Below are 14,471 nucleotides of genomic sequence, written 5' to 3'. Positions count from 1 at the left end.
TAAGTGCAATCAAATTGCACTAAGCATTTATACTGAGCTTACTCGCTTGTGTCAACAAAGCAAAATAATTAAAAATTTTTCAGAATAGTCATTATACGTTTTAACGAAACAGGCTGGTTAGTTCCTAAATTTTGTGCAAATAGTGATATTCTAAGTTCTTCAATCATCCATTTAACCGTCAAAATATCTTTATCAATCGGCTTATCTTGGCGTTGCTTCGAGAGCACCGCGTTATAAGCATCGATAGCTTTATTAACCTCTATCAACTTAAGTCTATCTTGATTTGGATCGATAGGAAGCTTTTCTAAACGTCTTAAAATTCCTTGTAAGTAGCGAATTATATCGTCTATTTTCTCTAAACCTGATTTACTGACAAAACCTTTAAATACAAGGTTTGAACTCTGCTCTTTAATATCACTGTGAGCTTGAATAACATTTAAAGCAACATTACCTTTAAGTTTTTTAGCAATTTCATGTCTAAGGCTTAGTGCTCGCTCAACATTTATGGCAGCATTTAAAACACAGTCGGCTATTTCAGCGCGAACATAGTCACTAACCTGCTTAAATTCAGCTTGAGTTCTCGGTAGATGTTCTTTGCCTTGTTGATGCATATGTTGTTTTACTAAAAAGACACAAGCTGCTTGAATACAGTCTTGGAGTAAGTCAGCAATTGCGCCAAAAGGGTTAAAATAAAGCCCTAATTTAGCTTTATTTGGCATTTTTTCTTGTAAATACCTCAGTGGTGAAGGAATATTCAACAAAATAAGTCGACTAAGCCCGAGTAACATAGCAGCTTCAGCTTGTTCTTGCTGTTCGAAAAGCTCTATGGCAACACTTTTTTGATGATCAACCAAAGCAGGAAAAGCTTTAATGGTAATATTGGCTACTTTTTTTTCATAACCGTGAGGTAAAGTATCAAAGCTCCACGTTGTTAAGTTTTCTTGCTCAATGCCTTTTTCTGCCACCTGTTTAATTGACGCCTTAACTTTACCCTGCAACTCTGCTTTAAGTTGATTCAAGTTGCGACTTTGTTTTAACAACTTTCCTTTCTCATTCACAACTTTAAAGTTCATTGTTAGATGTACAGGCAACTCGACGTCTTGCCAAACTTCATCAGGTAGCCTTACGCCTGTCATTCGTAACAATTGTTTTGCTACTGCATTATAAATACTTGAATCACCGAATTTAATATTAGCTATACAAGCATCTGCATAGTTAGGAGCTGGAACAAAATTACGTCTTAAGTTTTTAGGTAATACTTTAATCAAAGCCACTACTAGATCATAACGTAACGCAGGAATAAGCCAGTCAAAGTGTTCATCTTGTACCTGATTTAACATAGCAATTGGAATAATCACGCTAATACCATCATCAATATCGCCTGGACTAAAATGATAACTCAGTGGTAACGTTAATTGCCCTTGCTGCCAAGTATCAGGATATTCTTTAGCTGATAACTCACTCGCAGTTTCATTTAATAAAAAGGCTTTAGTGAAGTTTAAGTATTGGCCATTTTTAACTTTAAATGTTTTCCACCAACTTAAAAAACTTGCTTGGCAAACCACTGAATCAGGTATTCTTTCAAGGTAAAAGTCAACTAACTGCTGCTCGTCTATTAAAAAATCTTTACGACGCGCTTTTTGCTCTAGATCTTCAATACTATTAACTAGTGCTTGGTTTTGTTGTAAGAACTTCTCTTTAATCGAACTGTCACCATTGACCAGTGCTTCTCGAATAAAAATATCTCGACACGTGGCAGGCTCAATCCCTTTAAAATTCACCTTGCGCTTTGCAACAATGGTTAAGCCATAAAGTGTGATTTGCTCAAACGCCATCACCGCCCCTTGCTTTTTCTCCCAATGAGGTTCGCTATAGTGACGTTTTAATAAATGTTGCGCCAATGGTTCTATCCATAGAGGATCTATACGGGCATTCATACGAGCGAATAAACGGCTAGTTTCAACAAGCTCTGCTGACATTAACCATTTAGGTGATTTTTTTGCTAACACAGAGCCCGGAAAAACAAAGAACTTACTACCACGTGCTCCTTTATATTCTCTGTTTTCATCTTGTTGACCTAAGTGGCTTAATAAGCCAGATAATAAAGCTTGATGTACGGTAACCAAACTATCAGGAATTGAAGATGACTTTTCCTGCTGCTGCGTTTTTCCTGATGAATTATCTTCAATGGAAAACTGATAATTGACACGAGTTAAGTTGATTTTTTGCTCTTTTAACGTCAATTTCAGTTGACTGAAAATATCTTGCCACTCACGTAAACGGATATAAGATAAATATTCTTTCTGACAAAGCTTTCTAAATTGATTTTGTGTTAATAGCTTTTGCTGTTCACTAACATATTGCCAAAGGTTTAACAGACTAATGAAATCTGAATGTTTGTTTTTAAAGCGACTATGTTTTTCATCCGCCGCTTGCTGTTTTTCATGAGGTCGCTCGCGGGGGTCTTGGATGCTCAAAGCACTGACAATAATAAGCACTTGCTCAATACAGCCTAAATCAATGGCTGTCATTATCATTTTGGCTAAACGGGGATCAACCGGAAATTTTGATAATAAACGCCCTGCTTTTGTTAACCTTAGTTCATTTGAACTTGTATTTTCTTTAGTTTTATAACTATTAATTGCCGCCAATTCTTCTAGTAATCGCATACCATCAGTGATATTGCGATTATCAGGCGATTGAACAAAAGGAAAGTTATTTATGCTACCAAGATCTAATGCGAGCATTTGTAAAATAACGGTCGCTAAATTGGTGCGTAATATTTCAGGGTCAGTAAATTCAGGACGGTTATTAAAGTCTTCTTCACTGTATAAACGAATACAAACCCCTGAAGATACACGACCACAACGCCCTGAACGTTGATTGGCACTTGCCTGTGAAACCTTTTCAATAGGTAAACGTTGTACTTTAGTTCGATAACTATATCTTGATATACGTGCTGTTCCCGGATCTATTACATATTTGATACCCGGTACGGTTAAACTCGTTTCAGCCACATTAGTTGCTAAAACAATATTTCGCCCAGTATGTGGCTTAAAAATACGGTTTTGTTCACTGATGGTTAATCGCGCATATAAGGGTAAAACATTAGTATGCGGTAAATTCGCCTTATTAAGCGCAGCAGCAGTATCTCGAATTTCTCGCTCACCGTTTAAGAAAATAAGAATATCCCCTTGCCCCAGAGCAGATAACTCATCAACAGCGGCCAAAATACCGCTAATAATATCTGTTCCCTCAAACGCTTTATCTTCCTTTGTTTCTTCTGATGTATTTTCTTCATGTAAAGGGCGATAAAGCAACTCTACCGGATAAGTACGTCCTGAAACTTCAATTATTGGCGCAGCCTTGCCCTTTTTATCAGCAAAATGTGTTGCAAATCGTTCTGGATCAATGGTGGCTGAAGTGACGATAACTTTTAGATCAGGACGTTTAGGGAGAATTTGTCGCAAGTAACCCAGAATAAAATCAATGTTTAGACTGCGCTCATGCGCCTCATCAATAATAATAGTGTCATACTGGCGTAATAGACGATCTTTTTGCATTTCAGCTAGCAAAATACCATCAGTCATAAGTTTAATATAACTCTGGTTACTTACTTGGTCATTAAAGCGAACTTTATAACCAACTTGCTCACCTAGCTTACTTTGTAATTCTTCTGCAATTCGATTAGCAACCGTTCTCGCGGCTATTCTACGTGGTTGTGTATGCCCAATTAAGCCATCCACACCTCGGCCTAAGGCTAAACAAATTTTAGGTATTTGGGTGGTTTTACCTGAGCCTGTTTCACCAGCTATGATCACCACTTGATTATCCCGAATTGCATCGGCAATTTGCTCGGCATTATCCGCTATAGGTAATCCTTTTGGATAAACAATTGTCGGTAGGTTATTGAGTTTAAACTGCTTTTCTAAAATAGATTCTTCTATGTATTGTTGAGTTCTTTGTAATTGCTTCGATAACTGTACTAACTTGCTTTTAACTTGCTCACCTGTCGATTCATTAGTTTTAGATAGTTGTTCAAGAGCTCTTTTCGATGAAACTAATTGTTTTTTAAATCGAAAAAAATCAGATTTTTTTACTTGTTTTAATAAGTCAAACAAGGATTGTATATCAGGAGTATTATGGGAAGAATAACTAGACAAAACAGACTCTAATAACGCAAAGAAATGGTAATAAAGTCTATTTTATCAGTTGTTGTGCAAAATTTACATGACTGAAAAAAATCAGTCCAAACGCAGCCGATATTTAACCGTTAATGTGTTTAACTTGCTGCTTTTACTTTAGTAGTTTGAAGGTTAGCACGCATGTGTTGGTCAATAGCCTGTAATACATCATTGCGACAAATAGTGCCTAATAAATTACCACTATCATCAATCACAGGGTAAACCTTAGGTTTATTTTTTAACATCATTTGCCCTAACTCAATAACACTATCATATGGCTTCATAGATAAAACATCTTCGCGCATTAAGTCACCTACATCAGCCACATGCTCGTTATAGTAGATAGTTTCAATCATTTTAGCTAACACATCACTTTCTGATAAAAAGCCGATTAACTTACCATTACTATCAACCACTGGACCACTAATTTGTTTCGTTTTCAAAAAACGTAATGATGCCTCCTCAACAGCCATGTCCGCAGTAAAAGTCACGGGATAATGGTTCATATATTTTTCTATTTTTAAAGATTCCATTTTAATTCCTTAGGGTGTTGACAAAAAAGCAAACGATATATAAACAATGTAGATAATTCTTTTACAAAACACCACTTTTTCATAGGTTTATATTTATAATATTATCGTCTAGTAAGAAAACTTGTTATCAAAATATAATTTTGCTGCTTTTAACCAGGTTTTACCCACTTTACCATCACCTACGGGTTTGCCATCAAGTTTAGTTACTGGTGCTATTTCTTTTGAGGAGCTTGTTATCCATATTTCATCTGCGGTTCGCACTTCATCAAGGGTTACCACGCGTTCTTCAACAGGGATAGAGCCTTCTTTTGTAAGGATATCTATGACAAGTTTTCGCGTTATCCCCGGCAAAATTTGATTATCTTGAATGGGAGTAATAACCCTGCCCTCTTTAACGATAAACACATTTGAAGAACTCGCTTCAGTCAACTCTTGATAGCGATTATAAAGTAAAGTTTCCTGACTACCTTGCATTACCCCTTGTTGAAAATGCATAACGTTACCCAGTAACGCAGTTGATTTAATGTGACAACGCTGCCAGCGAAGATCTTCAGTACTAGTTAAGGCATAACCTTCGCCAACAGTTGCAAGATCTGGAACTTTGGGCTCAGGGATGTTAAAAGTCATGGCAAAAACAGTGGGGGTTACATTATCAGGATATGCGTGAAATCGCTTAGTATCTGCGCCACGACTTACGTGTAAATATAGGCCTAATGCGCCATTATTATTTTTTTCTGCTAACTGATTACATAAGGTAAGCCACTGCTCATCACGCCAGTTAAGTTCAATGCCGATAGCTTTTAAACCATCATTCATACGTTCAATATGCGCTTGAAAACCAACTTTTTTGCCAAAATATGATGGAATAACTTCATAAATGCCATCACCAAATAAAAAACCTCTATCTAGGGGAGATATTTTAGCGTCTTCAATGGGCATATAATCGCCATTTAAAAATACAATACTCATATTTACTTCCAGTAAACTTTCATTGTTTCACTACTAACTATAACCAATTAACGCGCGAATTCTAGCTATTAATGCCATACCTTCTGATGCAGGTAGTCCATCTTCTGTAAGCTCATTTTTACGAGTTACGCCGTCAACACTACCTAAATCAGAAAGATATTTTAATACTTGTTCAGGAGACGCTTTATAAAGTAAATCTTGTTTAGACCATATACTTAAAAAAGCTAACAAACCATATACCCCCCAATTTGAAACGTCTGCAATGATCAACTCATCACACTTAGTAATAGCTGGGATTATAGCTGGTGTTATATCGAGTGTTGATAAATCCTCTTTAACATTGCCCATCCCTATTTCGTTACCGCCATCACCTATGGCAATTGTCGGGCAAGTAGCATTTGTCAAAAAGTGATCAAAACAGGCTGTACGATTACTTATATCCTCACCACGCATATTGTAATAGCAGCCATCTTCTGCCAGCCCAGGTCGCTCTATGGATATTATCGATTGCGGGTTATAATCAGCCAATGCTTGAGTTGCTTCTTGAGGGTTACTGGCTTTTAGACCAATACTTATCTCACAGATTCGATAATCATTTTGTAATACTTTCGCCATTGGCATACCACAAACAAGCACGGGCGTAGCGCCAAGTTGCTCTAAAGCGCGATATAAGATTAATGCACCTACTGGCCCGTCAGTTTCAAAAGTATTTTCGACAGGGAACCCTGTACCAATTAACACAACCCCTTTGATATCACGTAAAATGTTCGCTGCTCGAAAACAATAACCTGCTAATAACTTAGGTTGTAACGTTTTCATGCCTCGCAAGTTACGCTCTACTAACATATTTTCTATTGTTTGACTGAGCGCTTGTTCATTCATGTTACTTGCCTCACTTATCACATAGCAGCGATTAATCACACTTAACAAGAGAAGTACGCATAAAACGGCTTAACGCTAAATGATACAAGTTATGCGCCATTTCCATGCTGATGGGTTCAAAGTGAACAGTTGCTCCTGGACTTAATTGACCAAGCTTGGCTGTATCTAATGAAATCACTGCACCTATCTTAGGGTAGCCACCAATTGTTTGTCTGTCGTTCATTAGAACTATAGGTTGACCATCTGCAGGGATTTGAACCGCTCCTTGGCATATACCTTCAGATAAAATACCATCGATATCACATTCAATAGCACGACCTTCAAGGCGGTAACCCATTCGGTCACAGCTTTTACCCACTTTATATTCGCTGGAAAAAAATAATCGTTGCTGGTGAGATGAGAAGTGGTGTTGCTGATAGCTCGGTACGGTATGTAACACAGTGCTTTGCTGATAGCTCGGCCAATACTGCTCAGAAAGTAATAAATTCTGCTGTTGTTGATGGTTAACGTCTTGGCATGGAATTATGTCACCTGTTTGCAGCTTACCGCCTGCAATTCCACCAACTTTTTCCCTACATACCGTGGCAGTACTACCAAAGCTTTCAGGCACCGTAAAACCACCACTTACGGCTAAGTAACAACGCACACCTTCACTAGCAAACCCTAACTCTACAGTATCGCCCGCTTTTATTTTATAACTACGCCATAAGGTTTTTGCATGGCCATTAATGAGTAATGGCATATTGGCTCCCGTTATAGCAACTAGAGTATCAACTTGCGCAGTTAACGCTAAACCACCAACACTAATTTCAATTGCACTGACATTAAGTTCATTGCCACATAAGCGATTCGCCCAATGAAAAGCATGCTTATCAATAGGGCCACCATTGGTTAAGCCAATATTAAATGTACCAAAACGCCCTTCATCTTGAATTAGCGACAAAAGACCCGGCTGTTTAACTAAAAAACCTAAAGCTAAAGTCATATTATCAGCCCGTGTTGAGTCGGTAACACGCCTCCTAAAGCAATAAACTCAGCTTTAGAAACTTCTTTAAACTTCACTTTATCTCCCACTTGCACTGGCATTGTAGGCTGGGTTTTAGCATCAAACATATCAATGGGGCACAAGCCGATAATGTTCCAGCCACCGGGTGATTCACTCGGATATACGGCAGTTTGCCTATCCGCAATAGCAACCGCGCCTTTGGGCACTTTTAAGCGTGGCGAGCTCAATCTTGGTGTTGCTATACGTGGATCAACTTCGCCTAAGTAAGCAAAGCCAGGAGCAAAACCAATAGCATAAACGAGATATTCTTGTGCTTGATGAATATCAATAACTTCAGAAACACTTAAATTAGCCTGTTTAGCAATACCTTTTAAGTCAGGGCCAGACTCTGGAGAATAATAGACAGGCAGTTCAACAATTTTTCCTGCATGTGATCTGCTGCTTTCTTGAGATAAAGAACTTAGTAATGCACGTAATTGATTACGAATTTGATGGTGATCATTATCCAACATATTAAACATCACCATTATAGAGGCATAAGAAGGGATAATATCGATAACATCATCTGACATATGTTGGCGAATTAACTGTGAGGCTTGTTGTACTTTGGCTGAAACAAGAGGGCTAGGCTGCTCAGCAAAATATATAATTAACGCGTTTTCACCTGCAACATGAATGGTCACCTTATCAATAGCACTTTCTAACATTAACTAATAAGCTCCCTAATTGCCTCAATAGCCTGTACACCTTCAATGTTATCCCCATGTACGCATAAACTGTCTGCAACTAAAGGTAAAACTTGTCCACTCACTGTCGTAACACTACCTTGCTCTTTTAATTGCTGTACTTGAGCAAGCATTTTGTCTTTACTGTGCACAGCACCCGCTTTAGTTCTTGCCAATAATTTGCCGTCATCGTCATAACACCTGTCTGCAAATGCTTCACTGAGTAGTTCAATATTAAACGTTTTGGCCTCAGCTAAGTGTTCTTCAAAGTTTAGGGTCGCTTGCAACATTAATTTTAATGGTTTGTGATAACGTGATAAGGCAGTAAAAATAGCTTGTCTAACCGCTTGTTTAGCCATCATATCGTTGTACAAAGCCCCGTGGGGTTTAACATAACTTAATTCAATCCCTAACGATTTTGCAACACCATCAATAGCAGCAATTTGGTAGGTCACAAAAGCGATAATTTCATCAGCTGAGCAATTCATTGAGCGGCGTCCAAAACCCACTAAATCAGGATATCCCGGATGAGCCCCAACAGTAACACCATGTTGTTTTGCTAATTCAAGCGTCTTTTGCATCACTAGCGGATCGCCAGCATGAAAACCACAAGCAATATTCGCTTGGTCAATATGAGGCATCACTTGCGAGTCTAGCCCCATAGTCCAGCTACCAAAGCTCTCCCCTAAATCACAATTTAATTTCATATGTTTCCTTAAAATAAAATGCTATTTATAGCACCGCTAAACTTGAATTGCTGATATCAGTTACCAACATTTTACCTGGGCTATGGGTAATACAAAATGGTGGTTTACTTTGCGCTAAAACAAGTTGAGGAGTAACACCACAGCCCCAAAAAACTGGCAGTTCATCAGGGTTAATCGAGACCGAGTCACCATAATCGGGTTTATTGATATCTGTAATACCGATCAGCTTAGGATCGCCTAAATGAATAGGTGCTCCATGTACAGAAGGAAAGCGCGTGCAAATTTGTACCGCACGAATGGCATCTTTAGCCAACATAGGCCGCATACTGACAACCATATTACCACTAAAGCGCCCTGCACTTTTACAAGGCAAAGTCGTTTTGTACATAGGCACATTTTTGCTTTCAGTAATATTTCTAATTTCTAACCCGTCTGCAATTAACGCTTCTTCAAAAGAAAATGAACAGCCTAAAACAAAAGTGACTAAATCTTCACGCCATAAAGTATTTATATCCACTAATTCTTGTTTTAACTCTCCATTTTCGAATAGTCGATAACCAGGAATATCGGTGCGTATATCAATATTTTTACCAAGCTCTGGTAACAGGTATTCTCCAGCATGTGCCGACATTGCAATGAGTGGGCAAGTCTTGGGATTCAGTTGACAAAATTGTAAAAAATCGTTTGCCCAGCTTTGCGGCAAAATAACGATATTTCCTTGAACACACCCTTTGGCATAACCTGAAGTATTATCGGTAAACTCTCCTTTGCGAATTAGCTGTCGAAGCTGAAATGCACTCAGTTGAGATGGGGGATATTTAACATCACTCTTTGTCATGTAAGTTCCACGTAAAGCTTATAGCGATCCTATTTAATCAAACTCTAGTATTGCTAAAAATAACCAATAAAGCCACATTAGCGTTTGTTTATTCAGCCAAAATCTTCAAATAGTTGGGGAATATTTCCTCTCTAAATAAACATAGTCAATTACTTCGAATCATAAATCACAATTGGGAAAATGGTTTATCACAAATTTTCCTGCCAAAATTATAATAAGTTCCTATACTAGGTAATACATAAATCAATAACTTATAAGCCAGTTAGCCATGGAAAATATTGACCACTTCATTGATATCGGCATAAAGCTCTCAACAGAAAAAAATCATCACGCCCTGTTAGAAAAAATTCTAAGAAGCGCAATGGAGCTTGCTCATGCAGATGCGGGCACTATTTATGCGCCAAATGAACAAGAGCAACTGGTGTTTAATACCGTTATCAACCACAGTTTAAATATTCATTTAGGCGGTATAAGCGGTATCGATATCGACTTCCCTAATATTGATATTTACCAAAATGGCGAAATAAACTCTCGGGCAATGGTTGCAATTAGTGCTGCAACTAGCGAAGTGATCAATGTTGAAAATGTTGATGAATGTAAAAGTTATGATTTTAGTGCCGCTAAAGCGATGGATGATCGCATGGGTTACACAACGGATTCAGTATTAACCATTCCGATGAAAAACCATGAAGGTGAACTTAATGGTGTTATTCAATTAATTAATGCTTCAGATGAGCAAGGTAATATTATTGCTTTCTCTCCCGACATCGTCAGAACCACTATGTCACTCGCTTCCTTTGCTGGCGTTATATTAACGAATAAGGAACTAATTGTGGAAATGGAAAATTTGTTTTCTGCCTTTTCAAAATTAATTGCCTCAGCAATTGATAGAAAATCGCCTTATACAGGCAACCACTGCCGCCGAGTGCCTGAAATTACCATGCTACTTGCCCATGCTTGTCATGACATAGAATATGGCCCTTTAGCCAATTTCACTATGGAAAAAGAAGATTTTCATGAACTCAGTGTCGCTGCATGGCTTCATGACTGTGGCAAAGTTGCAACGCCTGAGTACGTGATGGACAAAGCTAAGAAGCTTGAAACTATATTTGATCGTATTGAATTGGTACATGCGCGTTTTGAAATTGCTGCTCGCGACATTACTTATTCAACACAGTTAACTGACCAAGAAAAACTCATCAAACTAAAAAACCTCAACAGTGATAGAGACTTCATCACTAATGCCAATACTGGTGGTGAATTTTTTGATGATGAAAAAATTGCGCGTGTTTATAAAATAGCCAAAGACTATAAAGTTACTATCAGGGGTAACACTCAATCTGTGCTTAATGAAGATGAAGTTACTAATCTAATTGTGAAGCGTGGCACCCTTAACAGTAAAGAGCGACAAATCATTAATGATCATATGAAAGTCACCGTTGAAATGCTCGAATCTATGCCTTTTCCTAAACATTTAGAAAATGTACCGGAATATGCCTGTGGTCATCACGAAAAAATGGATGGTACCGGTTACCCTAAAGGCTTAAAGCGCGATCAAATGTCGATACCTGCCCGTATCATGGCAATTGCTGATATTTTTGAAGCCTTAACATCAAGCGACAGACCTTATAAAGAACCAAAAACACTATCTGAAACTTTGAAAATTATGGGCTATATGAAATTAGACAATCATATAGATCCTGATTTATTTGATGTTTTTATTGATCAAAAGATTTACTTAGTATTTGCTAAAGCATTTTTACAAGCATCACAAATTGATCATGTAGCAACTGATAAAATACCGGGGTATAAAGCAATTAGCTAATTTTTCACCGATTGGCAGCCTTGTTTCCATTTAGCACTATATATTTAGTTAAAAACAAGCTAAGTTAGCTTTTTCCCACAAATAATTCTCATTTATGCTTCGGTTATTATCTCTATCACTTATTTTATTTAGTCTTAACAGTTACTCAAAAAATATTACAATCACAGACATCAATGAGATAGAAAATGCTTGTCAACAATCTACACCTACATGTTTAGCATTGCTAGAAGTTGGGCTTAACGATAGTCCACCAAATTCAACACAATGGTTTCGCTTTAAACAATTAAGATTGAATACATTATTTGATTTGCAAAAGTTAACCTTACTTCAACAAGAGTTAAATCACTGGCTTTCTCTCGATGAAAGTCAGCAAGCGAACCTTCCCCCTAATTTTTCAGTCTATGTATATATATATAAAACCAAGTTATTACTTTCTGATGAACCTAGTGAAGAACAGAAAAAACGCATTCATTATTACCTTAATAAGGCTGTAAACCTACTCAGTGACATCAATGTGAGTGTACCTTCTCCAATAAGGCTAATTGAAATAGCAAATTTACAAATTTCAATGAAAGAAGTGGAGCCAGCTAAAAAAACTTTATTGCAATTAGAAAAAAAGTTTAACAACCGATACCACCCTATTTTCAATCGTGAATTATATGCAAATTTAGGTCATATAGCATTACAGCAAAAAGATTATCCTTTACATGTTGAGTATCGTGAAAAAGCACTCAAGTGGACTTTAGAAGAAGCCAATAACCAACAAAAATCTGTCGCTTATATTAATCTTGCCTTTGCTCAACAAAAAATGGCTAGCTATGACAAAGCAGAAGTAAACTATCGTAACGCTATAACGTTTGCTGAATTGGCACAAGATAAGAGAAGTAAAGAAAGTGCGCTATTACGGTTAATCGAAGTTACCTACTTACAAGGTAAAATAAAAGAAGCAAAACATTTATTTAACGACACGCCTAAGATTTTTTATCAACAAATTACTGAACAGCATAAGCAAGCATTACTACAGCAATTAAAAACAGCTTTAGCAGAATAAATTCTGCTAAAGCTACCCTCTATTTAATTCCTTAAATAAAATACTTCAATAAAGCCCTTCATAGAAAAAAAGCCCCCTTTAACAATCAATTTTTTTAATTAACTCATTATTTACCATCTAAAAAAAACCACTTTCAAACTTGTAAAAACATACTATAGTTTAGATAGAAATATTTACTTTCACTCAAGTTAAGGAAGAGCTTTATGACACAGAAAAAGTTAACAACAGCTGTTGGTTGCCCAGTAGCAGATAACCAAAATGTAATGACTGCTGGCAAAAGGGGCCCTCAACTATTACAAGATGTATGGTTTTTAGAAAAACTCGCCCATTTTGATCGTGAAGTCATCCCCGAAAGGCGTATGCATGCAAAAGGCTCCGGTGCTTTTGGTAAGTTCACCGTAACCCATGACATCACGAAATATACTAAAGCAAAAATATTTTCAGAAATAGGTAAAGAAACTGAGCTATTCACTCGCTTTACAACTGTTGCAGGAGAACGTGGTGCAGCAGATGCAGAACGTGATATCCGCGGCTTTGCTGTTAAATTTTATACTGAAGAAGGTAACTGGGATTTAGTAGGAAATAATACCCCGGTATTTTTCTTACGTGATCCGTTAAAATTTCCTGACTTAAACCATGCTGTAAAACGTGATCCAAAAACCAATATGCGTAGCGCTACAAATAACTGGGATTTTTGGACTTCATTACCTGAGGCTCTACACCAAATCACTATTGTGATGAGTGATAGAGGTATACCTGCCACATACCGTCATATGCATGGTTTTGGTAGCCATACATTCAGTTTCATCAATGCAGACAATGAGCGATTTTGGGTTAAATTTCACTTAAAGTCTCAACAAGGTATCAAAAACTTAACCGATGCAGAATCAGAAGCCATAATAGGTAAAGACAGGGAAAGCCATCAAAAAGACTTATTTGAGTCAATTGAAAACAATGACTTCCCAAAATGGACATTAAAAGTACAAGTAATGCCTGAAGCTGACGCTAAAAAAGTACCTTATAATCCGTTTGATTTAACTAAAGTGTGGCCACACAGTGATTATCCGTTAATTGAAGTGGGTGTGATGGAGTTAAACCGTAATCCTGAAAACTTCTTCGCAGATGTTGAACAGTCTGCTTTTAACCCAGCCAGTGTTGTACCGGGCATTAGCTTTTCACCTGACAGAATGCTTCAAGGACGCTTATTCTCATACGGCGATGCTCAACGCTATCGTTTAGGTGTAAACCACAATCACATTCCAGTGAATGCACCTAAATGCCCAGTGCATAGCTATCATAGAGACGGTCAAATGAGAACTGACGGTAATCAAGGAGCAACTATTGGCTATGAGCCTAACAGTCAAGGGCAATGGGCAGAGCAACCTGATTTTTCTGAACCACCACTAGATTTAGAGGGCTATGCTGATCATTGGGATCACCGTGAAGATGATGATTATTTCTCTCAAGCGGGCAATTTATTCCGCTTAATGTCACCAGAGCAGCAACAAGCATTATTTGATAATACCGCAGGCTCAATGGCGAGTGTTCCTGATGAAATTAAACAAAGACACATTAAACATTGTACTGCTGCCGATCCTGCATATGGTGCAGGCATTAAAAAAGCATTAGGTTTATAACCTTCACTGGTTTAAGCATTTAAAGCATGTAAAGTAAATTAAGCAAAACTAATTATTAGTTAAGCAATGTGCTGAACAACGTACTGAGCAACGTACTAAGAAAAGGCTAACATT

11 protein-coding genes are annotated in these 14,471 nt (G+C 37.5%); 3 read left to right on the top strand and 8 right to left on the bottom strand.

What is annotated here, in order from left to right:
* Positions 1 to 68 precede the first annotated feature (68 nt).
* The 8 genes from hrpA to AC27GZ_RS09880 all read right to left on the bottom strand — a co-directional run bounded on the left by hrpA (position 69) and on the right by AC27GZ_RS09880 (position 9,844).
* The gene (hrpA, locus tag AC27GZ_RS09915) at positions 69 to 4,163 is read right to left on the bottom strand and encodes an ATP-dependent RNA helicase HrpA (RefSeq protein WP_487094813.1); all 4,095 of its coding nucleotides are present in this window, start codon (positions 4,161 to 4,163) and stop codon (positions 69 to 71) included.
* 119 nt (positions 4,164 to 4,282) lie between these two features.
* Entirely contained in the window at positions 4,283 to 4,717 is a 435-nt protein-coding gene (locus AC27GZ_RS09910) for a CBS domain-containing protein (protein ID WP_487094811.1), read from the bottom strand.
* Positions 4,718 to 4,825: 108 nt separating this feature from the next.
* Positions 4,826 to 5,686: an aminotransferase class IV gene (locus AC27GZ_RS09905; RefSeq protein WP_487094809.1), complete on the bottom strand. Its 861-nt coding sequence runs from the start codon at positions 5,684 to 5,686 to the stop codon at positions 4,826 to 4,828.
* 33 nt (positions 5,687 to 5,719) lie between these two features.
* Positions 5,720 to 6,568 (bottom strand): DUF4392 domain-containing protein, encoded by an 849-nt coding sequence (locus tag AC27GZ_RS09900; RefSeq protein ID WP_487094807.1) that lies wholly within the window; start codon positions 6,566 to 6,568, stop codon positions 5,720 to 5,722.
* A gap of 31 nt (positions 6,569 to 6,599) precedes the next feature.
* Positions 6,600 to 7,553: a 5-oxoprolinase subunit C family protein gene (locus AC27GZ_RS09895; protein ID WP_487094806.1), complete on the bottom strand. Its 954-nt coding sequence runs from the start codon at positions 7,551 to 7,553 to the stop codon at positions 6,600 to 6,602.
* Positions 7,550 to 8,281, bottom strand: coding sequence for a 5-oxoprolinase subunit PxpB (gene pxpB, locus AC27GZ_RS09890; protein WP_487094805.1), 732 nt, complete (start codon positions 8,279 to 8,281; stop codon positions 7,550 to 7,552). The genes AC27GZ_RS09895 and pxpB overlap by 4 nt, the downstream gene beginning before the upstream one ends.
* A complete protein-coding gene (locus tag AC27GZ_RS09885) occupies positions 8,281 to 9,006 on the bottom strand; it encodes a 5-oxoprolinase subunit PxpA (protein ID WP_487094804.1) in 726 nt (241 codons plus the stop codon). The genes pxpB and AC27GZ_RS09885 overlap by 1 nt, the downstream gene beginning before the upstream one ends.
* 25 nt (positions 9,007 to 9,031) lie before the next feature.
* Positions 9,032 to 9,844, bottom strand: a complete 813-nt coding sequence (locus AC27GZ_RS09880; RefSeq protein ID WP_487094803.1) for a putative hydro-lyase — start codon at positions 9,842 to 9,844, stop codon at positions 9,032 to 9,034.
* Positions 9,845 to 10,112: 268 nt separating this feature from the next.
* Here AC27GZ_RS09880 and AC27GZ_RS09875 point away from each other — a divergent pair, with 268 nt between their 5' ends.
* From AC27GZ_RS09875 to AC27GZ_RS09865, 3 genes are all read left to right on the top strand, one after another.
* Positions 10,113 to 11,669: an HD domain-containing phosphohydrolase gene (locus AC27GZ_RS09875; RefSeq protein ID WP_487094802.1), complete on the top strand. Its 1,557-nt coding sequence runs from the start codon at positions 10,113 to 10,115 to the stop codon at positions 11,667 to 11,669.
* A 94-nt stretch (positions 11,670 to 11,763) separates the two neighbouring features.
* Positions 11,764 to 12,720 (top strand): tetratricopeptide repeat protein, encoded by a 957-nt coding sequence (locus tag AC27GZ_RS09870; protein WP_487094801.1) that lies wholly within the window; start codon positions 11,764 to 11,766, stop codon positions 12,718 to 12,720.
* Between the two features lie 203 nt (positions 12,721 to 12,923).
* Complete coding sequence (locus tag AC27GZ_RS09865) at positions 12,924 to 14,357, top strand: catalase (protein ID WP_487094800.1); 1,434 nt, start codon at positions 12,924 to 12,926, stop codon at positions 14,355 to 14,357.
* Positions 14,358 to 14,471: the final 114 nt, after the last annotated feature.

This window comes from Colwellia sp. SU-HH00943 (genome assembly GCF_057546125.1).
The sequence above is the reverse complement of the archived record's forward strand: the minus strand, read 5'-3'. Positions and strand labels throughout refer to the sequence as shown.